The following is a 22,514-nucleotide window of genomic DNA, read 5'->3' as shown; positions in this document are numbered from 1 at the left end:
TGATTCAGAGTTGACTGCATTCTTAGCGCGTCTCTTTTATTTTGGGGATGGATTCCATGGCTCACAGGTACAACCGGGCCTTCGTACCGTCCAGGGCGAATTAATCTCGGCAATCTCTCGTTGGAGTGGCGAACCCCATGACACTAAGACGGTTCGACTTTCTGGCAGGACTGATCGTGGAGTTCATAGCATTGGGCAGGTTGTGATGATCAATACCGATATGCCATTTAGTGTAATGGGCATAAACAAACATCTTCCACCTGATATGGGTCTCTGGGCATTTTGTAAGATTCACAATGAGTTTAATCCAAGACATGACGTTCTATCGAGATATTATCGATATTATCTCCCTCACAATGATGATTTTGACATTTCTCTTATGCAAAAAGCCTCACAGCTTCTAGTGGGGGTTCATGACTTTAAATTTCTATCAAAGCGTGATGGTCTTCGCCCTACAACGACAACTCTTCTTAATGTTGCAGTCATTCCGACCGAGACGTCCCTAAAAATCGAAGTACATGGCACAAGCTTTCTCTGGAAACTTGTGCGAAATATAGCTTCCCTGCTACTCCTCGTTGGGCGTCATCAAATAGACTTAGATGCTGTCAATAATATTGTACACGCAAAGGCGCGTCTTGCAAGTGGTATTCGCCCCGCCCCTCCGGAGGCCCTCTTTCTGATGGAGTCCGTTGTTCCCTTTCATTTTATTCTTGACAAATATGGTGTCCGGCGGATGCAAAAAATAATTAATGGACGCCTTAACTTTTTCAGAAGGTTTCTGGTCGCACTCACTTCGCTTTCCGCTGAGGCCGAGGAGCAATTGCGTCCGGTTTAATTCCAAGCCATTTTGCCATCTTGGTTAAATTACTCTGATCACGTTCGCACATCTGTTCAATGTACGGTGTATATATTCTTGGAATTCGATATCTTGAGACCGCTGTAAATTCTGATAGGCTCGAAAGTAGTGGGGCTTTTTTGTCTAATGCCCGTGTTCCCTTCCACACAATCAATGGCCAGCTTGGTCGTTTGTATTTTACTAATCTAAATGGTGTTTTTATTCGACTAGGTGCTAACGCCATTGCGATATAGTCATAAAAATAGGATAGGAGCTTCCAGTTTTGTCTATTCATAATCCTTCCCAATACTTGATCGGCCAAAGATAATGCTTCATACCCCTTTGCAAGTTCGGTTGGGTCTGTTAAGTGAAGATGAAGGTTTTCTTCTAACCAGAGTAAAAGTTCATCCTGATCGCTATCGGCCTCGTTAAGGACCTGTCTAACCACTGTGGGATCGGTCGTCATGAAGATTCGTTTTAGTGTATGTTCGATGGAGACTCGTGAGTTTCGTCCGCCTATGATCCCCTCTTTATCCATCTCTCCCTCTATAATGGTTTCAAGATCAGCAATTGCCCCTCGCAGATCGCCATTTGCCCTATCTGCTATTCTTGCAACAAGTTCCTCATCGACTTCTGCGCCTGTGTCCTTTAAAATGCGTTTCAAGACTGTAAGAATGTTGTCGAACGAAATCTGTTCAAATGTTATAATGCGACTGATTTTTTCCAAATCTTTAAGACGAGGGCTAGTTGGGTCATTTGCGGTCATGACCAAGGGGTGAATTGTCTCTCGTATTATCTTGGCAATTGCCCCTGAGCCGCCTCTGTCCCCAGTGCCCGACAACCCATCAACCTCTTCAAGTAATATGATTCGTTTCCGGCCATCCAGAGTTTCTTGAGTGGCAGATCGCCACACGACTCTTTCTATAATTTCCTTATTGCGTCTATCACTTGCGTTAAACTCTACTAGCTCCATATTCAAATCGTTAGCCAAGGCATAGATTGTTGTAGTTTTTCCGACACCGGGTGGTCCTAAAAGCAGTACTGCTCGACGTGAAGGTATCCCTTGCAACCATGATTTTATCCAAGTGGTCAGTTGAGTTCGTGCTTCTTCATTACCCACGATTTGACTTGCGGTGATCGGTCTGTATTTTTCTGGCCAAGGTGCTGTTTTCATAGTATGGCCCTCACTCTTTTGTACTGAGATATGCCATGAGTGCCGTCAATTGTACCTCTCCATTAGCGCCCTCTGTAATTCTAAATTCAGTTTCCGCCGTTCTCTCAAGAATCTCCACTCTATGACTATTCTCGAATGTTGCTAACTCTTTGTGAAGTTGACGTGTTAAATCCAGAGGCGAAATTCCCTCATGATATAGAAGGTCTCTCATCATATCTAGAGTTTCTTTGTATTTTCCACTGGTTGCAAGTGCCAGTATCTCTTTGATGATGCGTGGGTTTGCTCTTCCTGCTATTGCAAAAACGTTTTCCTCGTTGACTTTTTTCGTAGACGAAGCTGCAGCCTGCAGTAGATTGATCGCTGCACGCATATCGCCCTCCGCCAGATACAATATCGCTTGAATTCCTGAGGGCTCAATCTCCACCTTTTCGCGTTTTGCAATATATTCTATTCTTTCTGATATTGCTTTTTCTTCTAACCTAGAAAAGCGAAAAATAGCACATCGTGATTGAATTGGGGGGATTATTCGGCTAGAATAATTACATATTAAAATCATTCGACAGGAGGATGCATAAGCCTCCATAGTTCTTCTGAGTGCATGTTGAGCGTCGGCAGTTAAATGATCTGCTTCATCCAGTACTAAAATTTTGAACGGTGCACCACCTGCAGGAATGGATCGTGCAAACTGCTTGACCTGATTCCTGACCACATCTATCCCTCTCTCATCACTTGCATTTAGTTCCATGAAATTGTCATCAAATGACTCCTTGAAGAGATCCCGCGCCATGGCCATTGCTGCTGTTGTCTTGCTAGTCCCCGGGGGTCCACTGAACAGGCAATGTGGAACACGACCCCGTTCAACAAAATGTTTGAGACTATTGATCACATTATCTTGCCCGACAATTTCTCCCAAAGTCTGTGGCCTATATTTTTCTGTCCAGAGATCCATTTCCATTTTATGATTCACCGTTCGTTAGTTATATGGGTATGAAGCCAGTAACATCTTTCGAGATTAGTTCGATTTAATTGTTTGTCATGTTCGATTCAATTTTGGTGAAGCTACTTGGAATACAGAGATTGACTACAATGTATTTGGCAATTGGAATTTTGTGGGATGACATTGTTTTGTAAACTTCCCAAAGTTCTGATTGTGGCCTCGTACTGTATTAGTTTTGCCTCATTCGAATGTCGTGCTCGATAGTATTTAAGCGCCAATTGAGACCCTGTCTGCAATGGTCTCAACTTATTTTCCTGTGGTATCGGCATTAGATGACAATGATTTTATCGCAACGCCCCTTCATCTCTACCTGATTGCCCATGTATCAGTATGATGAAGTTACAAGCCCCCTGTTTCGTTTTAGAATGGAATTTCTTAATGAGTCTCGATCTTGCGTGTTCCTCCAGAGTACGCCTCAATTTGAGGCCGGAGGTCAATCGTATGGCCCCTTTAAGGCGGGGTCTCAGGCGGACTTGCCTAATTGGGTCTTAGATACCCTCCTTATTCAAGGGGTTGTTGAACTGTCTCCCGAGGATGCTTATGACTCTGTACACCGAATTCAGAATTTCTTCAATAAAGAACGAGGGCAGCCACGCGGTCTTCATGGTCCTCTCCCTTCAAAATACCTGTATATTGCTTTGACCCAAAAAATTCGAAGATTAATGGGCGATCGCACCTCAATTGATCCGCGAACGTATGACGAGATAGAGAAAATCCGGAAAGTTGCCAGTTTCTTGCGGAATACGCGTCTCTCTAAGATTCTTCGGATTGCAAATGCGGGTATTACTCAAGATATGGCTCGTCGTATGACTGTTGAAGAAAAGTGGCTCTGTGATGAGCTCTCCGCAATGCTGACCCGCTGGAAGGCCGCAGTGCTGGATGAACTCGACCTGGGCGAGGAAGCCCCTTAAATACAAAGGATTGCCAGTTATTTTTGGTCATGTGCAATATTAGTATCACATTGATTTCAGTATTTGATCAGAGGTTGGATTACCATGTTTGTTGATGAGGACTTGCAAGAACGTCTTGAAGATTTTCTCCGTTCGTATAAGGACGAAACTGGGCATTTGGTCTATCTCCCTCGGATACAGACAATGTCACTTGATCAAGTACTCTCGTTGACAGTTGACTTTCAAGATCTTGTAAACTTTGATAACGTCTTTATGGAGATTTCAGCAAAAGATCCTAGTGGGTTCTTGAAGACTGCAAATAATGCTCTACTCTCAATTCTAGAGCTTGAAGACCCTGATTATGTAGACTCTGTTGATCGTACTGCTATTAAATTTAGAATTGTCAATTATCCCGAGCATGTCCCCCTCCGCACAATACGATCACGGCATATAGGGCGTCTAATTCACATCAGTGGTATTATGATGCGTGCAAGTGAAGTCAAACCCCTCCTTGTAGAAGCAGTTTTTCAATGTCGTGTCTGTGGGACGGAGATTCCCCAAGCGCAAGAAGAAGGTCGATATACAGAACCTCTTCAATGTGATACGTGCCAAAAGAAGACTCCAATCAAGCTTCTTCCGGAAAAATCTCAATTTATTGATTGGCAAAAGGTTCGAATACAAGAGTCGCCCGAGGAGCTCCCACCAGGGCAGATGCCGCGTTCTGTAGACGTAATTCTTGAAGGGGATATTGTTGATTTATCCCGTCCGGGAGATTTGGTGAAGATCACAGGGATTCTCCGAACGGCCCCTGATTTCTCACGTAGAGGCGGACGGCTGGCGACCTTTAACGTCTTTGTAGAAGCCAATGGTATCGAAATTGGTGAGAAAGAATTTGAAGAACTTGATATCACTGAGGAAGAAGAACGTCAGATCCGAGAACTTGCAGACGACCCTTATGTTCATGAACGCATTTACGCCTCAATTGCACCCTCTATTCATGGGCATGAACTTATCAAAGAATCAATAGCGCTTCTTCTCTTTGGTGGTGTTGGAAAAACATTACCTGATGGAACTAGACTTCGTGGCAGATCAAATATTCTAGTCATTGGAGATCCCGGGACAGGGAAGAGTCAGATTCTCAAATTTGTATCGCGTCTTGCTCAACGTGGTCTCTACACATCCGGCAAAGGAACTACCGCCGCGGGACTTACAGCCGCAGTTGTGAGAGATGTCGATACTGGAGCTATGACTCTTGAGGCTGGTGCTCTTGTACTTGCGGATCAAGGTATTGCGTGCATTGATGAATTTGATAAAATGGACCCAAATGATCGAACGGCCATTCATGAGGCAATGGAACAACATACTGTGAGTATTGCAAAAGCCGGAATTGTTGCAACGCTTAATGCCCGTACATCAATACTAGCCGCTGCAAATCCAACTCTTGGCCGTTACGAGCCCTCTCTCTCTGTGCAAGATAATATCAAGTTGCCTTTTACGATCTTGTCACGATTTGATCTCATTTGGATACTTGTGGATACTGTCGAGTCGCAAAAAGACCGAGAACTTGCTCAATTCATTCTTGGCATGCATCAACGACAGAAGACTCCCATCCACGATGAAGTGGCTACAGTTCATCCCGATTTTCTGAAAAAATACATAGCTTATGCTTCTCGTGAAAATCCAATTCTGACAGCTGAGGCAGCAGAAGTCATCGAGAATTTTTATGTTGATTTGCGTAAGACGGCTGAAGATGGTGCATCTCCTGTACCAATAACTGCTCGACAGCTTGAATCACTGGTGCGTCTTGCTGAGGCAAGAGCACGGATGGCCTTACGTCCTAAGGTCACACGTGCAGATGCAGAGGCTTCTGTTCACTTGATGGAACAGTCGTTACGAATGGTTGCTCTTGATCGAGTGACTGGCAAGATCGATATCGATCGACTAGTATCAAAAATGAGTGCGACTCAGCGTAATCTCTCGGATGTGATTCTCAAGGCTATGAGAGAGTTTGAATCTGAGGGAACATCTACAGTGAGTGAAGAAGCGTTAATTCAGAGAGTCACAGCCACTGGTATTCCTCGTGAACGTGTTGCAGAAACGATTGAGAAATTATTGGCTGAGGGTATTCTCTTCAATCCGCGTGAAGGGAAGCTCAAGCGTGCTCAGACCTAGGTCTCTCTCGAATAGTCTGGTGGGCAATTATGCATATTAATGAAGTACCAATCGACAAGCGGTTGATTGCCATTATACAGCGTCACGGTATTGAAACTCTGTTTCCACCGCAAGTGACTGCCTTCAAGACGAGAGTACTGGAAGGCCAAAATCTTGTACTGGCAATCCCTACCAGTGCAGGTAAGACCCTTGTATCTGAAGTCTCGATGTTAAAGGCTATATCTGAGGGTCGAGGAAAGGCGTTGTATCTTGCTCCGCTTCGCTCGTTGGCACGGGAAAAATATGTTGAGTTCAAAAAATATTCTTCTCTTGGAGTCGTTGCTTCTTTATCAATTGGGGATTATGATAGCACCAGCACAGAGTTTGCCGATTCGGACATTATTGTACTGACCACCGAACGTGCAGACTCACTGATACGGCATAGTCCCCCTTGGTTGTCCTCTGTAAGTGTTGTTGTCGTGGATGAGGTTCACTTGGTCAATGATGAACATCGTGGGCCCACCTTGGAAATGGTCTTGGCGAAGATTCGTCAACTCTTACCCTCGGTTCAGATTATTGCACTAAGTGCAACAATATCGAATGCGGATGAGATAGCTCAATGGCTGGATGCAGAGCTTGTTAAGAGCGAATGGAGACCGGTTCCCCTTGCAGAGGGTGTTCTACTCGATGGTGTAATTCATTTTGCAGATGGTAGTAGCACAACGATTGATTGTAGATATTCTAATCCTGTCAAAGACCTTGTTGCAGACACGCTCAGGGACCAAGGGCAAGTCTTAGTGTTTGTATCAAGTCGTCGTTCTACTGTGGCTGTGGGGAAGACGTTGACTAGAGTTGTACGTGCAACACTTGATGCAGAAACTCTGCAAAAACTTGATACTGTGGCCAAACGGATTGCTCGAACCCCCTCTGCTCCTGAGGCGTCTCGCATCCTGTCAGAATTGGTCAAATCGGGAGTTGCATTTCACCATGCAGGTCTGACGAATCGAGAGCGATCTCTTGTTGAAGATAGTTTTAAGCAAAATTTGCTGAAGGTGATTGTTGCCACCCCGACTCTTGCTGCTGGTGTCAATCTTCCCGCGCGAAGAACGATCATTCGTGATTATCGACGTTACGAGTCAAGTCGCGGGAATTATCCCATTCCTGTTCTTGAATATAAACAGATGGCTGGACGAGCTGGACGCCCCAAGTATGATGATCATGGCGAAGCTATACTTGTTGCCAAGTCATTTGAAGAACGAGATATGCTCTTAGATAATTATGTACTTGCAGAACCCGAGGCAATTAAATCGAAACTGGCCGCTCCTAGTGCATTGCAATTTCATCTCTTGGCATCTATCGCTACAGGTGTTACTTTAACTCGTGAAGGCATCGACCGATTGATATCGGCAACGTTCTTTGGGCAGCAATTCTCTCTTAGTACTATTACCCAGCAGATTGATCATGCCCTTGAATTCCTACAGGCAGGCGATCTCATTACTTTTGACTCTCTGGGTGCCTATGCCCCAACCGCATTTGGTTCAAGGGTTTCACGATTGTACATCTCTCCCAAAACGGCTATTCTATTTCGTGATGTGCTGTCTGTTTTGGAATCTTCAGAAACCCCTTCATTACTAGGCTTATTGCACCTGATTTGCCACTCTCCGGATCAACCAGTCACATATGTTCAGAGGAGAGAACTCGAAGATTATGATTATTTTGTGGAGGAGCACATTGATGACTTGCTAATTGATTCTCCTGACACTTGGGACGAACCCAACGAATATGTTAGTTTCCTGGGTGAGATCAAGACTGCACGAATATTACTGGACTGGATCTCTGAGAGGGGCGAACGTGAGATTACTGAAAGATATGGTATCGGCATGGGGGATGTTCATCGCTTTATCCAGACTGCTGAATGGTTGGCCTATTCCGCCTCAGAAATTGCGCGCGTGTGTGGTGCAAATCACTATATTGCGCCTCTTAAAGAGCTCCAGACACGTCTGAAACACGGGGTCAAACAGGATATTATAGAACTCGTAAACTTGAAAGGCATTGGTCGTGTCCGTGGGCGTATGCTGTATCAATATGGGTTCAAGACCATAGATGACTTGTATGCTGGTCGAATTGAAGAAATTGCTCGTGTCCCCACAATTGGGGATACAGTTGCTTCAGCAATCAAAGCGCAATTGGGTGATGGCATTGCCTCTGATGCGTCTGTTGACGAAGTATTGATTGATGATGACACTCCAATTCAGATGCTTTTAGATGATTTTGAACCTGACTCAAAATGATCTTCCACTCGATATGCACACAATTACTATTGTAAAAGCGACCGAATCTGTTTTTTCAGGTCTTTGACTGTTGCAGATACCTGTGAAATGCAAATATCGCTCTCTGTCTGAGGCTCCTCAGGAATTATTGAATCAGATCCAGCTAACGCTTCTAGAGTTATCCTAGTGCCTAGTGAAACAGCATTCAAATTATATCCTCCTTCTAAGAACATTGCAATATGGCCTTTAGAGTACCTTTTCGAGAGATCAACAAGCCTCCGATTCATCATGTCTATGTCCTCAAGTGTAAGCCCCAGCATTGTTAAAGGATCATCCTGATGGCAGTCATAACCCGCCGATACCAGAATGAACTCGGGTCTGTAGATTTCTGCGAGCGGTTCCACGATCTCGGTGAAGGCAAGGTCATACGATTTACCTCCTGCACCCGGATACATAGGTACATTTGCTGTATAGTCCTCTCCTTCCCCCACGCCTTTTTCATCCACAAATCCACTTCCTGGAAATAATGTCCGCCCATCTTGATGGAGCCCTATGTACAAGACTTTGTCCGTGTCATAAAACATGTCTTGTGTTCCATTCCCATGATGCGCATCATAATCTACGATCATTATTCTCCTGATTTTATGTTTGGTGAGAAGGTGGTTCGCAGCTACAGCAATATTGTTTATGAAGCAAAATCCAAAAGCTCGCTCGTATTCAGCATGATGGCCGGGTGGTCTACATAAGACAAATGCGTTATCACTCTCTCCCTGTAGTATTCTGTCCACCGCCAGAATCCCTCCACCTGCGGCATGGATTGCTGCAGTGTAAGTGTGCTCATTGACACTCGTATCCACCGTGTAATATCCTCCACCCCGCTCGGATTTTTCTTTCAATGCGCGGATATACTGCATACTATGTAACGGATAAATTTCTGATAAATCCGCAGGAATTGCCTCGACCATACGTACCTTTTTGTCGAGCAATCTGGACCGTTTCACCTCTTCTAATGCTCGAACTAGTCGCTCTGGCCGTTCAGGATGCCCGCTGGACATTACATGTTGAATGAAACTCTCGTGATAGATCAAGTCAGTTGTCATCTTCCTCATTAAAATAGTATATACCATGTCTATTGAGCATTATCACTGCACAAAACGGCAAGCTTTATCTTTATTTCACATCCCGAATTAGATATGGGTCGGTAGTCTAGCTTGGTATGATTCTTGCTTGGGGTATTCCCGGCATACTAGCTAGGGATCCAGGCTGCAAGAGACCGGGAGTTCAAGTCTCCCCCGGCCCACCATATTGTCTTTAGATTTTTCATTTGTTTGGTCTTAGTACATTCATCATATTGCAGGAACTTCCCAGAGTGTTTCATAGATTGGGCCCTTTGGAGTGAGTGTGCTTTTTTTCATCCTAAAACTGGTCACAGTCATCGTTCCTATGGACTCATCCTTAAGCATCTCAAGATTGGTGATCATTCTCGCTCTATTAAATACTGAACGGACTCTGGCTATCGTGGCATGTGCCTTAAACTTGCGATCTATTGGATATGCGAGATTGCCCAGTGCCTCATCAACTCGTTCCTTTAATGCACGTAGGCGGTCTTGATTTTCCGTTGTTCCAACCCATATGACTCTTGGTCGTTGTATGCTCGGAAACGCTCCGACTCCCTCAATTCTAATGGTAAAGGGTGAAAACGTGACCTCTTGCATCTGTTCCCTAATCTGTTCAATTTTGGCAGTTGAAGTGTCCCCTAAAAATCTGAGCGTAAAATGTATATTTTCTTGTTCAACCATCTTAATCTTTACAGCTTCTCTATCGATTTTTTGTTGTATATGTGCAATTCTTGATACGAGTGCAGGATCTTCAATATCTATACTAAGAAAGGCTCGAACCATTGTACTCATTATATTTCCACCTATTATCGATATACACGCAAAGCTGGGAGTCAACAAATATGTCAGTTTTGTTTGTAGGTCACGAAAGATAGTCTTAAAGCAGAATCATTTGTGGTGTTTGCTGGTGACTAATTACCTTGACCCGTCGAAAAGAATCAGGTATGGATTTACCTGCCTCATCCCGCGATTCCACAAAGAAAGCAAGCAAACACAAGCATCATGAGGTACGAAGTGCTGAGTTGGTCGTACTTGAACCAGTCGGATATCCCTTTAGATTGCGAGGGGATCCCAAACCTGTTGGACTTGAAATTGATAATCAAGAGTTATTTACGGATTATGCGCGTGAGCAATGGATGGGCAGTGTACTCTATTCTGGGATGTATCTCTTCGACAGGTATGTAATGCCCGATTTTGCATTTCGTGTTGCCGAGGTCACTCCCGAAGATTCTGTGGTGACCCGTACAACTACTATCCAACTAAAATCCGCTGTTGCTCCAAAGCCTCCTATTCCTTCACGCTACACATTGAATGATATAGTTGGGCATGAACAAGTTAAACGAAAATGTATGTTGATTTTGAAATATCTCAAGGATCCTGCTCGATTTGGTGAATGGTCTCCACGTGCAGTCCTGTTTCATGGTCCTCCTGGTACAGGTAAGACCATGACCGCACGAGCTTTGGCGCAAGAGGCTAATGCGCAGATATTTTTAGTAAAGGCATCAGATCTTATTGGAATTCATGTGGGGGACGGCGGCCGAAGAATCTCTACGCTTTTTAACGAGGCACGTGAAGAATCTCCAAGTATTGTTTTTGTAGACGAGCTTGATGCTATCGGACTTGCACGGTCTTTCCAATCTATTAGAGGGGATGTGTCCGAAGTAGTCACGGCATTATTGGGCGAGCTGGATAGTACCGATGAATCCTCCGGAGTTGTTGTGATTGGCGCCACAAATGCATTGCCGCTATTAGATCGAGCGCTACGTAGTCGATTTGATGCTGTGTTTGAATTTAATCTGCCTGATGTAAAAGAACGATTGTTGTTGCTCAAGATGTATGCATCTAGGCTCCCCATCCCTCTCGAAGCCGATTTAGCCCAATTGGCTGCAAGGACTGAAGGCTTTTCCGGACGCGACCTTCGTGATAGACTATTAAAGGAATCCTTCCATATTGCATTGATTTCAGACATGGATGTGATACCGTCACATATTGTTAATGCTGTGCTTGAAAAGATCAGATCAAAGGAATCTCCGGATTATATGGTTTGAAGTCAGAGGGATTTGCGTGAAGTTTGTGATTATCACAGGAATGCCGGGGGCTGGAAAGAGTGAGGTGGCCCGTATTCTGCATGAGGAATTTAAGATTCCACTAATCGTGATGGGTGATGTGATACGTTCTGAAGTTCGTAGCCGTGGCTTAGAGCCTACTCCCCTAAACACTCGAAAAATAATGCTCGAATTGCGTGAAATGGACGGCCTTGGTGCAGTTGCTAAGAGATGCATACCTCACATCAATACATTGGATGCTGCTGAGGTTGTTATCGAGGGTTGTAGAAGTCTGGCTGAAGTAGATGTCTTCAAAGAATTCTCTGATACTGTGACGATTGTCTGTGTGCACTCTGCCCCGATGACACGATTTACCCGCTTGCAGAGTCGCGGGCGTAAAGATTCTCCTCCGGATTTTGAAACTTTCCGTGAGCGTGATATGCGCGAAATCTCTGTTGGTCTTGGTGGTGTAATTGCTCTGGCGGACATTATGATTGTGAATGAAGGTTCACTTGACTCTCTTCAAGAAAACATACGACGTGCAGCTCGGAGGCTTGTTTGAATTGCATTTGGAGATTGAGACCGTTCTTTTTCCGACCGAAGATGAGAGCAAAGTTCATACAGCACTGACTAATCTCTTTCCGGCTCTTTCGTTTGATTGTGTTGATTCATTGCTGGTGTCTTTTACCGATAACTTACACAATCTCGATTGGTTTCGGTCTCGTATATTTGAACAGCGAATTATAGATGCAGTTAGGTCACATTTGATAGGCAATTCCACAGGGCATGCTACTCTTATGATGTTGGATAAGCAGGCAGCCTACATAGGGCGTGTTCGAATTGTCGATAGCTACGACGAAGCTCCCCCATTGGGGTCAATAGATATTCGTTTTATCTTTGAGAATGAAGACGATTTTCAGCAGTTCCTCTCTTGGTTCACTCCATTAACTAAAGATGGTCAGATTGTGTTTCAGTAAGAGATTACTCTGATCTCTCTAATCATTTTTTTATGTATTCGGACTGAAATACAAATATCCTCGGTCAACCCTTTATTATGAATGATGTTTCCTATGGCCATTTTCTTTTCACTACATATGCATAGTTTACCTCCGACTGTCATGACCCCTTCAAGCTCATCCAGTAATCTGTCTACCAGATGATCAGCTCTATCTCCACGTGTCGAGCTTGTCTGTCCGTAAGGTGGATCCGTTACAACTGCATCGACATGACTAATCGGCAATGACCGGGCGTCTGCCTGAACAAGCACGCCTGACCGGTTTCCTATTTGCCAGAGGTTCTTTTTAGCACCCTGAAGAAGCCGCCAATTCATGTCCACACCTATCACACTCGCACCTAGTTGAGCTCCCTCGCATAAAATTCCACCACCCCCACAGAACGGATCCAACATGATTTGTCCGGGCATCACTTGAGCCAGATTACACATTGCTCTTGCAAGGGGTGCATTCATAACCGATGGATGAAAGAACGCACGCGCATTTCCTTTTCGTATTTTGAGCAACTTGCGTGTACGTGATTCGATTGCCTTGCCAATTATGATTTCATTGCCCATATCAATCGCACGTAGTCTTACTCCTTTGTCACTAAATGACACTTTTGCCCGTGTGATCTTTTTCATTATTTTTCCAATTTCGACCGATATGCTATGGCCCCCACTACGCGGTTGGTCTACATTAAAGCCTCGTACATAAAAGGTGGTATCGGCAGCTACGGCCTCGCGAATATTGCTCTCATCTATTTCTCTATCTTGATGAATTATCCCGATTATTTCACCAGCCTCTCGTAAGTATGCTGCTCTCTCTAATAGAAATCGAATTGGATTTTGCACGGCATTGATGAGACCTACCCGTCCATTCCATGACACAGTCATAGATGAGTCATATGCCCTGAGTAATGACTCAATTTCTGCTCTTGCGAGACTAGTTTGTTCCCCTCCGATTATTAAAAAATACTTGTTCACGTCCTCATTCCTGCCATCATCTTTAATGTTCTATGTTGTCCCCTCCAAGGTAAATTTGTTGCATCTCCCCATACAGCGACTCCATCCCTGTCATTTGTTTAGCCGACACAGGAATTACGCCCGTCCCTCCACCAAGATCTTGAAGCATATGTAATACAGCCTCCGCATATTCACGTGCAATACTGGGTTCACTATTGGATAGGGCGGTTTCCAGAAGGTATGGCTCTTCTCCCCATGAGGCAATCTCCACGACTTTGTCGTTTATTAGCACATCTGGTTTGCTAAGAATATTCAGTTGAGGTAGTCCAAATCTCATATTGATTGAGATTCCCAATAACAATGATGAAAGATATCCCTCTGGAGTGCGTGCTATATTTGCATCCATCAAATATATCGCAAGGGCCGGGTCGTCGGCTGCAAGTTCCGAGACCATGAGCGGCCCCGAATTACGGTATGCAAAGAGTTCCATTTGCCCGGGGCAATCGACAATGACGTACTCGGCAGCAGTATCAATAATCTCCTCTCTCATCTCTTGGGCATGATTGACTGCCATATCGATGGCTGCAACAAGAGCCCCATTTGGTCCAAGACCAAAAGTACTGATTATGTCGTTATAGTCCACGTACTCTCGCACATCAACATCGCTTGTGTAAGGTGGGCTATCTACACCTGGGTCAAGATTGACAATGGCAACGCTGGCCTCCAATGATATAAGCCACTTTTCTAGTGCGGCTGTCAACAATGATTTTCCTGAGCCGGCAGTTCCTACAATAAATGAAATGAACATATCTATTCACGCCTCGCTATACTTTATACTACACCGTGATAAGCATAGCGAGATACAATTCTTTTAGCAAAGATTTAGGATGACTGTGATAAAACACTTGACCGGATTGCACTCTGGAAAATAACCTGGAACGACTCCATGATGTTTTTGCCCTCTTTTGCGACTGTTCTGAAGACCGGAATCGCATCTGGAATGTCAAGCGATCTACGAAGCTCGGTTTCGCCAATCGGATTTGGGATATCTTGCTTGTTCAAGAGAACAACTATCGGCAATGACCTGCATTCGTTTTCGAGTAAGAGCATTAGTTCATTCCAGCTTGCTCTATTCTCATCCATCAGACTTCTTTGCGAGTCTGCCACAAAGATGACTCCGTCCGTGCCCACCATGACCACCTCACGAGTCGATCTGTAAAAGTCCTGTCCTGTTGCAGTCCATACGTGTGCATTGACCGACCATCCTCCTGCAATTGGAATCGGAATGGTTCCGAAATCGCAAAACATTGTTCGGCCTACAGTATTTTCAATAGCAGTGAGTCTATCAAAGACATCTAATGCAGAGAATAGCCACCGTATTGATGTTGTCTTCCCGCTCATCGCAGGGCCAAAAAATACAATCTTCAATCCAATTGTGCGTGATCCATAGTCTACAATCATTGTTCGCCCTCCTATGCTCCCCACATGCTATCAACCCATGCTCCAAGCCCAAGGAACGTATCTCCACTAACGCAGTCGGAAAAGTCTTCATGCCATTCAGCGTTGACAAACTGGATTATCTCTCCCAGATGCCCAATATCCCAACCGATCGCCTCGAATAGGTTCCTCTCTGTCAATTTAGTAGGAGCTCCTAACTCTCTTGCAAAACGTATTCTTGCAAGAATTGTTGCGGCCCTATGTGCCGCATGAACGAAGCCACTGATCTCTTCATTGAACATATCTTTAGTAATTAGCACTGCCTCCTCATTTAATTGAAGTAATTCTTTCACAAACGTTTCTGGAACCGCTGTCCCCCGAATTGATTTCTTAAGTAATCTTCTAATTCGTTCTAGTGATTGCTTTTTCCGAGTCAGAATCTTATCAACAACATGCTTTTCGACTTCGAGTTTGTTTTGTATTGGGTGTAGGGTTCGAAATTGAACCTGCGATCGTGTTTTGAGTTCTAGAACTCCCACATTGCGCGATTCCTGTTCCACTGTACGGTAGAGCTGTTGTACTAATGCCTCATCAATGTTTAATCCGAGTGTACGCGAGCCAAAGGGCACCCCAACTATCCATCCTGTAAAGTTAGAGATCCTATCTAATACAAGACGAATGTTTGCGGATTTGCTACAGACAATCGTACGAGCAACATCATAGTTATGCCGTTCTTCCATCCATACAGAGATTATATCATCTTCAGTTGTGAAATCCCGCCAGAAGACAAGCTGATGCCGATGAGGTGCTAATGAGACTAGACTGTCAACAAAGTCATCAACACTCTCAGTATTTTCACCAATCACCAAAATGGGGAATCTATGTAGTACGGCATGCAATAACACAGGGAATTGATCGTCCAGAAGGTCTATCATCTCTAGTATAGAATATCTCATGGCTCTCCCCTCGTAAAAATCCTGCCAGTTTCCATAGATCCCATCAACAACAATTCTTTGAGTTCTTGAGGAATCTCTGACTGTGAAGCGACTGTTTCTAAAATCCGATTGGCCTCAGTGATGTAGTGTTTGAGCAAGAGTCGGACAAGTCCAAGTTTTTGTGCATTATGAGATACCCAGAGACTGAATACTCCATTGGGGACCGCATAAATAAAATGGCGTCCATGTGCGCCTTCACAAGTGACCCGTTCAAGGTTTGTGTTTCGTAGAGTACGGATAACTCTTTCAGAGGCATCATACAACGCAAAAGTCATGGCTGCCAGTCGGTCATCTGAGAATCCCGTGAGACTTACGCGAATCCCGCCATTTAATGTAAAGAATGCGGACAGTGTACCTGGAATTGTATCTGTGATCTGTCGAAGAATCTCTCGAAGTGCGAGGGCACGTGAGCGATCTATTGAGATGACCGGAAATGAAACATCGTTCTGCATTTTGTGGCCTTCAATGACTGAAAATCCTTGTAGAATATCGTCTGTTTCATTAGAGGAATAGGTTCGTAACGGTGGGAGATTGTTTTCGAGGTGTTGTTTCAGTAAAAATGTAATACGTGACAAATTCTGTTTCATCTCAATAAATAGGGCAGCGAGATTGACTCTTGGAGCCGTGGTGACAGTGAGAAAATAATTGATGCCCCCTGGAAGGGAAGCAATGAACACCTTGGAGTTTGTGCTCTCCATGAGTAGGTATTTGAAGTTCCCATGTACAATACGTGCAACTCCATAGATCGCACAGGTGGATGAGGCGACTGCAAAGACCTCTTCCTTGCTAAACCATACACCTGCACTTGCAACAGGAACTCCATCTCGCTGTACAAGTACTACGTTTTCAACACCCGATATCTCTCGGATGTCTTGAAGAGCCTCGTTCAGTTCACTTTTCAAACACATAGCCCCAGTTGACTTCTGGGATTATATCCAAGTTCAGAGTATTTAATCACCACAAGTCTTTGAGACTATGTTTGCCTGCTTCACATGTGTATCTGCGCAGCTGTTGGTGTTTCCTGAAACAACTTACGCGCCTCACGTTCGACAATTGCCCGATGCTCCTTGTTTGTATATACTCTAATCACATCAAGGTACCCTTTCATCATTTCAGCAATCTTGGAGAGTACTGAGAGATTTCGACTTGTCTTTTGGCCCTCCACGAATTCAAACACATTGATCTCCATTGGGGTCTCTATTTGGCGCGGGTTATGTGGGACCGACGGGAGGGTTGGCACATCAACAATTACTTCAGATGGGCTGATTTTGGCCGCTTCAGCAATCTCTCGTTCAAGACTCTTTCGGACATCATGCTTTGTCAAAACCTTGGAAACAAATTTGTCATCCGTATGAAGGATTTTTTCAAATGCTGGCTTGTAGAGGTCTCGTGAATCTAATCGTTTGACCATTCTTACTGCCTCTGTTGCCTCTTCAGAGAGAGAGGGGTCCAATTCGCGAATTTGTGAAATCAGAGATATGTCATCAAGTTCTAAAAATTCCTCGGGTGTCTGAAATGTTGTAAGACCTAATGCATTATCCGCAGCTCTCATCAATTTGACCAACATCACTTCTACACTGCGAACCGCCTTGTGATAATAGACATTCATGAACATCTCATATCTGGCAACCAGAAATGCCTCTAGAGTTCCTCGTGCAGCCACGTTAAATTCTATAATGTAATCATCCCCAACTTCGGCACTATCGATGAGGCGATCCACATCTATGAATCCATAACTGACTCCACAATAAAACGAGTCTCGTACCAAATAGTCCATTTTATCTACATCTATTTGCCCTGCGACTATCCCCGCCGGAACAGCATCTTTTTTCTTTGACCACCGACCTCTTACAAGATCTGCTATTTTTTTGCTAGATACACCCCCATCTGTGAGGATGTCCCCTAATACGCTCTTTTGAATTATCCACTCAGTAATGTCTTCATGATTCTGACCTCTCCTCTCAACTAGGGCTTCTTCAAATACATGACTAAATGGTCCATGGCCAATATCATGGAGAAGTCCAGCAATACGCACATCCTGAATTGTATCCTCGTCCAACCCAATTGAAGGCAGTAACTTTTCACCCAGGCGCGAGGCTAAATACAGTGCTCCCATGCAGTGACCAAACCTGGTGTGTTCTGCTGTGGGATATACAAAATGCCCTCCTGACAGCTGTTTAATTCTTCGAAGGCGTTGATATGGTGCCGAATCAATTATCTTCGTTTCTAATTCAGAAAGTTCGATAAATCCGTGGATTGGATCGTTTACTTCTATGTATTTCTTCATTGGGCAGCCTCATTTGGGGCGGACATTTGGAATTAATGGCCCGTCTGTCAGTGGAAACATTGCTTATATAATATAAGCAAAGTCATTTGAATGTGTGAGTTCTGGCAAGTTCACCTGTTAAAGGATCTTAAGATTTGAATTAACTGCTCCTCTGACTCCACCTCCGAAACGCAAAGCGGAAGATGAATACTGTCTGCAATTTTGACTGCTAGCGGATCAAGGTTCTGGACACCATGGAGAATGACGACAGCGGGTTTGACTGCGGATGAGGTGCCAATCTGACTGGCTTTGATTGCAACCATGGGCGATCGCCCAGTTGACACCTTTGTCAGAATCGCAGCCCTCTGGGTCGTGCCTCCATACAATCGTAGCAGCTGTTGAGGTGCAAGTGATACAATTGCACGCACACTATCAAGTGCCGTGTATCCATAGATATCCCGTTCAAGAAGAGAACTATGTGTGAGAACTCTGCATTGAAGGTGTTCGGTCAATACATGTGCGGGAATTGGTACACCAAATTCTCGACTATCTAAGATTGCTTCGGATGCAATATCTGGCGTAATGAGTTTTTCAAGGGCCATAGCTATTCTCCCTCCATTTTCAGCATCCATGCTAATGAGCCCTTCAACAAATCGTTTGATTGTTTCAACACGAGGCGACTTGCGACGACCACTCTCATAATCACTAATTACTGATGGTGAGACCCCAAGGTGAGTGGCAAGATCTTTCTGAGATACCTGAAACCGCTCACGCCATCTTCTCATTACTCCTCCTGGTTCGGTCTCAGAGAGACAAATCTCCCCTGCAATTATTTCAGCCAGACGCTTGAGAGTTTCAGTCTGATTCATGGTGTTCAATTCCCCCTTGACTGTAAAAATTTGACGTATTGACTGTTTAGATGTTATTACATCTACTTGTACTATCTGATGTGCCATTGAACTCCAACTGAAATTGTATACGACCTTAAGTAGTTCTCAACTCACAATAACTCGGAGCACAATGAAGCTACATGGCTCATTGTCTTGAAGGTCATAGTAAGGTGCACATCATGCAGATTCTGTTCGACTATCAGATTATGTTTCTCTTCGTTACCATCTTCATTTCCATTTTTGTTGGGGTCTATCTCATTATGATTTGGCATAGGCAAGAGCAACGATTGCTCTCTGATCTCCCTTTTGTCTTTGGAGTGACTTTTATTGCGCATGCCGTTAACAATCTTATCCGATTACTCCCAATAATTACCTCTATTGGAATGACTCTTGATTTATTTAAAATTCGCACCGTTGTTATCTTGGCTACGGTTCTCCCTATTTTGGCGGCATTACTTCAAATCTGGTGGCCACGCGGGCAGAAACTTCATGCACGAACACTTTTCGCCATCGGGTTGTACTGGGCTTTGGTTGTTATACTATCTCCCTCAGCCGAGATGATTCTGTTGCTATGTGTTCCATTAGTCTTGGTCACTACTGTAACATTGGCTGCAACTTTTACCATCACATGGAAGACCAAAAGACTTCGGGAGGTCCGGAGCGATCTTATGGTTGTTTCTCTGATTTTTGCATCAATCGGGCAAATCATAGCCACGGATTTGATTCTCAATAGTATTTTCAATGCTGCCAGTACAATTGTTGCAGGACTTGCTCTTGTAAATCCCTGGCGTCGCCATAGTCGCTCTCAGCAACGGCCAGAAACAGTCAAAATGTCCAAGGATACACCTGTCATATCCTCTAACGTGGAGGGGCTATCATGAATCAAGTCGCAGATGTGCGCACTACACCTCCCCAAGATACTCGCCCCCCGCTCTTAACAAGAATGAGTCTCTTCTCTCTCTCAATTATTATTCTCTCGATTGGGATCGTGTGGCGGGTTGTAGACATTTTTGTGCTAGGGCTTGGCAGTACTCTTCTCAATATTCTCCCCTCCAAACTTTTCCCCCTTGGAATATTATTAGGCGTGTTCTGGGTTTACCGCAGGTCTGAGATTGAGCCTATTCTGGGGCTTACTCGGGCACATCTACGCCCTAATCTGATAATTGGTATATTATTGGGGCTATCCTTTTATTTTACTGGAGTAGTTCTCCCCACCCTTCTTTATGCTAGCTTGACTGGAGCCTCTTCGCTGCTTACGGTTCACATTCAATTTGTTGATTTTCTCTGGTATGAGTTTCTTTTTGTATTTATTAATGCAATCATGGAAGAAACTCTCTTCAGAGGTATTCTTTATCATGGTTTCCGAACCCGTATGAGCATCAATCGGTCCATGCTGTTATCGGCTGCATTTTTTGGTCTTTGGCATATTTGCTGGCCTTTTGCAAATGGTAAGACAGGCGCCGCGCTTATTTCAGATATTTTTGTGTCAGTCGTGTTCTCAGGTATTCTTGGACTCTTCTTTGCAATCTACTATATCCGTTTCACAAGTACGACTGCTCTCACAGGTACAATAGTTGCACATACACTGATCAATTTCTTCAACGAGTCTTTCAAATTTGGGGCCTCTTCTGGCATGCAGGGTCCTGATACTCCTACACGTGATCCTCTTCAAATCGCATTAAGTGGTATCTTTTTCATGGCAACTATCGTGATCTTTTCTCTATTACTTTACAAATATAAATTAGAACGAATTATTGGATGGTTTAGACCTTCTACTAGAGCGCACTGAGGTATTCGGCGTTCTAAGATGAGTTATAGATCATCCATCATTTTTGAAAAATCAAAAAAGGTCTCGACAGTTGGCGCACCGTTCCTAAGATTGACAAATGTCACAATTCCTGGTGTGGGGATCACTCCTTGTTTTTTCATAAAATCCGTCTGGCTTTGAAAAGTTCCAGAATTTATTACTTGTATCCCTCTATAATTGTTGACAGCATTGTGATGGGCGTGCCCAAAATGGACAATATCTGGTACCTTGTTAATGACCATCCAATCCTTGTGAAGTGGTGCTAGTTCTGTCTTTCCGCCATACATGGGAACGAGATGTCGTTTCTTGAGCAATTCTATCATTGGAAGCGCTGGCTGTCGATATGACGCTCCGGGAATCTGGGTCACAAGGTCGTCCAGAGAATCTCCATGAGTCATCAAGATTTTTACACCCTCAACTGAAATTAAGCTAGGGTCTCCTAGCATCAATATTCTGTCCCCCAATGAATAAAGTGCTTCTGCGAATTCTTCAGGAATAGGTGGTTTTGGAAGTGCCTGACGACAGGCATCGTGGTTTCCCGGGATGGATATAATTTTAATATGTTTGGGAAGTCTTTCAAGCTTGCTGGCCAAAAGTTCGTATTGGTCATGGATACTTGGTATCACTAGATCTTTTTCTTGACCCGGATATACCCCTACTCCATCTACGAGGTCTCCGGCAATAAAGAGATACTCCGTCTTTTCGACAATCTCCCGTTTATTGTCCGGTACATCTTTTCCTTTTAGCCACTCGATAAATCGGTCAAATTCATCCTCTAGAAACTCTTTGCTACCAATATGAAGATCCGAAATAAATGCAGCATAGACCTCTCTTTTAGATCTTCCAATCTCGCGGGCTGCCGGGACATCTGGAAAAAGAACCTCATCTGCAATCAGTCTGCCATCCTGATCAACATAGCCCGAAATGCAAATGACCTCATCAAGAAGTATTGCCTCTCCTTTTTTGCTCAGCTCCTTACCTTGGATGCCTTTGCGCCCTGACGGAATGACACAGACCATTGACGCCTCTTCGTCTTCTAGCTCAATTATTATATTTTTTGACCGGGAAATGCTCTTACTCTTGACCATTCCAATGACTTTCGTTTCCGTTGGTTTCTGCCTTTTTCCCTCTCTACGTTTCAATGCTTTGATTCTGAAGGATTCTTGTTTTTTCATAATTGCAGATTTAATGGGAATGGCATTACGCGTGTCAATCCGTCCCATGTATATTTTCTTGATTTGATGAAATCTGTCTATGAAGAGTTCATGGAAATCCTCTACTTGACCGAGTGACCCCACCATGTCTATCGTTGGGCTTTTGAGTATTCGAATTGCCTCTTTACTTGGTTTTTGCTGCTTGGTTCCCGCATCGTGCAAGTCCTGTTCAGTCGTCGAGGATTCCATTTGTATAGGTGATTCGTTCACAGGTTTTTGTTTCGATTTCACGAGAATCATTTCTTCTATAAGCCCACGTGAAATTACTGGTACAGCTGCCGCATCGATATTCGACTGAATGATTTTATTTGCCCACTTTATTGGTGTGTCTAGCGTGATTATTAGTTCAAGTGCATCTGGGGCAATCTGTAGACCCGATTTAATAAACATCTTGAGTACAGTTTTTCGTGTAGCGGGATTCAATAGAACACCATGTCCTTGACAATCTTATCAAACTATATAGATTCA

Annotated in this window: 21 protein-coding genes and 1 tRNA gene; 10 read left to right on the top strand and 12 right to left on the bottom strand. The window is 44.1% G+C overall.

Annotated features, from left to right (window positions below):
* The first annotated feature begins 10 nt into the window (after nt 1-10).
* Nucleotides 11-835: a tRNA pseudouridine(38-40) synthase TruA gene (gene truA / locus K9W43_08530; protein MCF2137271.1), complete on the top strand. Its 825-nt coding sequence runs from the start codon at nt 11-13 to the stop codon at nt 833-835.
* Here the strand turns inward: truA and K9W43_08525 are convergent.
* Both K9W43_08525 and K9W43_08520 read right to left on the bottom strand, forming a co-directional pair.
* Nucleotides 789-2,009, bottom strand: coding sequence for a replication factor C large subunit (locus K9W43_08525; protein MCF2137270.1), 1,221 nt, complete (start codon nt 2,007-2,009; stop codon nt 789-791). The genes truA and K9W43_08525 overlap by 47 nt on opposite strands.
* A 10-nt stretch (nt 2,010-2,019) precedes the next feature.
* On the bottom strand, nt 2,020-2,958 hold the full coding sequence (locus K9W43_08520; protein MCF2137269.1) for a replication factor C small subunit: 939 nt from the start codon (nt 2,956-2,958) through the stop codon (nt 2,020-2,022).
* A 368-nt stretch (nt 2,959-3,326) separates the two neighbouring features.
* Here K9W43_08520 and K9W43_08515 point away from each other — a divergent pair, with 368 nt between their 5' ends.
* The 3 genes from K9W43_08515 (at nt 3,327) to K9W43_08505 (ending at nt 8,338) form a co-directional block, all read left to right on the top strand.
* The gene (locus K9W43_08515) at nt 3,327-3,917 is read left to right on the top strand and encodes a hypothetical protein (protein MCF2137268.1); all 591 of its coding nucleotides are present in this window, start codon (nt 3,327-3,329) and stop codon (nt 3,915-3,917) included.
* 84 nt (nt 3,918-4,001) lie between these two features.
* A complete protein-coding gene (locus tag K9W43_08510; protein ID MCF2137267.1) occupies nt 4,002-6,068 on the top strand; it encodes a minichromosome maintenance protein MCM in 2,067 nt (688 codons plus the stop codon).
* Between the two features lie 29 nt (nt 6,069-6,097).
* Nucleotides 6,098-8,338: a DEAD/DEAH box helicase gene (locus K9W43_08505; protein MCF2137266.1), complete on the top strand. Its 2,241-nt coding sequence runs from the start codon at nt 6,098-6,100 to the stop codon at nt 8,336-8,338.
* 26 nt (nt 8,339-8,364) lie between these two features.
* Here the strand turns inward: K9W43_08505 and K9W43_08500 are convergent, their stop codons facing one another.
* Nucleotides 8,365-9,417 (bottom strand): histone deacetylase, encoded by a 1,053-nt coding sequence (locus tag K9W43_08500; GenBank protein MCF2137265.1) that lies wholly within the window; start codon nt 9,415-9,417, stop codon nt 8,365-8,367.
* Nucleotides 9,418-9,512: 95 nt separating this feature from the next.
* Between K9W43_08500 and K9W43_08495 the strand changes: the two genes are divergently transcribed.
* Nucleotides 9,513-9,620: transfer RNA gene (locus K9W43_08495), tRNA-Pro, on the top strand.
* 43 nt (nt 9,621-9,663) lie between these two features.
* Here K9W43_08495 and thpR read toward each other — a convergent pair.
* Entirely contained in the window at nt 9,664-10,227 is a 564-nt protein-coding gene (gene thpR / locus K9W43_08490) for an RNA 2',3'-cyclic phosphodiesterase (GenBank protein MCF2137264.1), read from the bottom strand.
* Between the two features lie 128 nt (nt 10,228-10,355).
* Between thpR and K9W43_08485 the strand changes: the two genes are divergently transcribed.
* From K9W43_08485 to K9W43_08475, 3 genes are read left to right on the top strand one after another with little or no spacing between them, the layout of a single operon-like run.
* Nucleotides 10,356-11,483, top strand: a complete 1,128-nt coding sequence (locus K9W43_08485; GenBank protein MCF2137263.1) for an AAA family ATPase — start codon at nt 10,356-10,358, stop codon at nt 11,481-11,483.
* Nucleotides 11,484-11,499: 16 nt separating this feature from the next.
* Complete coding sequence (locus tag K9W43_08480) at nt 11,500-12,042, top strand: AAA family ATPase (GenBank protein ID MCF2137262.1); 543 nt, start codon at nt 11,500-11,502, stop codon at nt 12,040-12,042.
* Between the two features lies 1 nt (nt 12,043).
* Nucleotides 12,044-12,457 (top strand): hypothetical protein, encoded by a 414-nt coding sequence (locus K9W43_08475; protein MCF2137261.1) that lies wholly within the window; start codon nt 12,044-12,046, stop codon nt 12,455-12,457.
* Here K9W43_08475 and K9W43_08470 read toward each other — a convergent pair.
* From K9W43_08470 to K9W43_08440, 7 genes are all read right to left on the bottom strand, one after another.
* Complete coding sequence (locus K9W43_08470) at nt 12,451-13,368, bottom strand: RsmD family RNA methyltransferase (protein MCF2137260.1); 918 nt, start codon at nt 13,366-13,368, stop codon at nt 12,451-12,453. The genes K9W43_08475 and K9W43_08470 overlap by 7 nt on opposite strands.
* A gap of 112 nt (nt 13,369-13,480) precedes the next feature.
* Nucleotides 13,481-14,245 carry an ATP/GTP-binding protein gene (locus K9W43_08465; GenBank protein ID MCF2137259.1) on the bottom strand — a complete coding sequence of 255 codons (765 nt, stop codon included), beginning with the start codon at nt 14,243-14,245 and terminating at the stop codon, nt 13,481-13,483.
* A gap of 74 nt (nt 14,246-14,319) precedes the next feature.
* Complete coding sequence (locus tag K9W43_08460) at nt 14,320-14,898, bottom strand: hypothetical protein (GenBank protein MCF2137258.1); 579 nt, start codon at nt 14,896-14,898, stop codon at nt 14,320-14,322.
* A gap of 11 nt (nt 14,899-14,909) precedes the next feature.
* Nucleotides 14,910-15,830 (bottom strand): hypothetical protein, encoded by a 921-nt coding sequence (locus tag K9W43_08455; GenBank protein ID MCF2137257.1) that lies wholly within the window; start codon nt 15,828-15,830, stop codon nt 14,910-14,912.
* Nucleotides 15,827-16,771, bottom strand: a complete 945-nt coding sequence (locus tag K9W43_08450; GenBank protein ID MCF2137256.1) for a hypothetical protein — start codon at nt 16,769-16,771, stop codon at nt 15,827-15,829. The genes K9W43_08455 and K9W43_08450 overlap by 4 nt, the downstream gene beginning before the upstream one ends.
* An 86-nt stretch (nt 16,772-16,857) precedes the next feature.
* The gene (locus K9W43_08445) at nt 16,858-18,156 is read right to left on the bottom strand and encodes an HD domain-containing protein (GenBank protein ID MCF2137255.1); all 1,299 of its coding nucleotides are present in this window, start codon (nt 18,154-18,156) and stop codon (nt 16,858-16,860) included.
* Between the two features lie 110 nt (nt 18,157-18,266).
* Nucleotides 18,267-19,004, bottom strand: coding sequence for a helix-turn-helix domain-containing protein (locus K9W43_08440; protein ID MCF2137254.1), 738 nt, complete (start codon nt 19,002-19,004; stop codon nt 18,267-18,269).
* A gap of 200 nt (nt 19,005-19,204) precedes the next feature.
* Between K9W43_08440 and K9W43_08435 the strand changes: the two genes are divergently transcribed.
* The gene (locus K9W43_08435; GenBank protein ID MCF2137253.1) at nt 19,205-19,906 is read left to right on the top strand and encodes a hypothetical protein; all 702 of its coding nucleotides are present in this window, start codon (nt 19,205-19,207) and stop codon (nt 19,904-19,906) included.
* Nucleotides 19,903-20,814, top strand: coding sequence for a CPBP family intramembrane metalloprotease (locus K9W43_08430; protein MCF2137252.1), 912 nt, complete (start codon nt 19,903-19,905; stop codon nt 20,812-20,814). Before K9W43_08435 ends, K9W43_08430 begins: the two co-directional genes overlap by 4 nt.
* Nucleotides 20,815-20,837: 23 nt before the next feature.
* Here K9W43_08430 and K9W43_08425 read toward each other — a convergent pair whose 3' ends face one another.
* The gene (locus K9W43_08425; protein MCF2137251.1) at nt 20,838-22,469 is read right to left on the bottom strand and encodes a DNA-directed DNA polymerase II small subunit; all 1,632 of its coding nucleotides are present in this window, start codon (nt 22,467-22,469) and stop codon (nt 20,838-20,840) included.
* Between the last annotated feature and the right edge of the window lie 45 nt (nt 22,470-22,514).

This window comes from Candidatus Thorarchaeota archaeon (assembly GCA_021498125.1).
In the GTDB taxonomy this organism is placed as follows: Archaea; Asgardarchaeota; Thorarchaeia; order Thorarchaeales; family Thorarchaeaceae; genus B65-G9.
The sequence above is the reverse complement of the archived record's forward strand: the minus strand, read 5'-3'. Positions and strand labels throughout refer to the sequence as shown.

Coding starts and splice junctions, on each gene's coding strand:
- K9W43_08525 (MCF2137270.1), bottom strand. CDS start 2,009: ATGAAAACAGCACCTTGGCCAGAAAAATACAGACCGATCACCGCAAGT.
- K9W43_08520 (MCF2137269.1), bottom strand. CDS start 2,958: ATGGATCTCTGGACAGAAAAATATAGGCCACAGACTTTGGGAGAAATT.
- K9W43_08515 (MCF2137268.1), top strand. CDS start 3,327: ATGTATCAGTATGATGAAGTTACAAGCCCCCTGTTTCGTTTTAGAATG.
- K9W43_08510 (MCF2137267.1), top strand. CDS start 4,002: ATGTTTGTTGATGAGGACTTGCAAGAACGTCTTGAAGATTTTCTCCGT.
- K9W43_08505 (MCF2137266.1), top strand. CDS start 6,098: ATGCATATTAATGAAGTACCAATCGACAAGCGGTTGATTGCCATTATA.
- K9W43_08500 (MCF2137265.1), bottom strand. CDS start 9,417: ATGACAACTGACTTGATCTATCACGAGAGTTTCATTCAACATGTAATG.
- thpR (MCF2137264.1), bottom strand. CDS start 10,227: ATGAGTACAATGGTTCGAGCCTTTCTTAGTATAGATATTGAAGATCCT.
- K9W43_08470 (MCF2137260.1), bottom strand. CDS start 13,368: ATGACTGTGTCATGGAATGGACGGGTAGGTCTCATCAATGCCGTGCAA.
- K9W43_08465 (MCF2137259.1), bottom strand. CDS start 14,245: ATGTTCATTTCATTTATTGTAGGAACTGCCGGCTCAGGAAAATCATTG.
- K9W43_08460 (MCF2137258.1), bottom strand. CDS start 14,898: ATGATTGTAGACTATGGATCACGCACAATTGGATTGAAGATTGTATTT.
- K9W43_08455 (MCF2137257.1), bottom strand. CDS start 15,830: ATGAGATATTCTATACTAGAGATGATAGACCTTCTGGACGATCAATTC.
- K9W43_08445 (MCF2137255.1), bottom strand. CDS start 18,156: ATGAAGAAATACATAGAAGTAAACGATCCAATCCACGGATTTATCGAA.
- K9W43_08440 (MCF2137254.1), bottom strand. CDS start 19,004: ATGAATCAGACTGAAACTCTCAAGCGTCTGGCTGAAATAATTGCAGGG.
- K9W43_08435 (MCF2137253.1), top strand. CDS start 19,205: ATGCAGATTCTGTTCGACTATCAGATTATGTTTCTCTTCGTTACCATC.
- K9W43_08430 (MCF2137252.1), top strand. CDS start 19,903: ATGAATCAAGTCGCAGATGTGCGCACTACACCTCCCCAAGATACTCGC.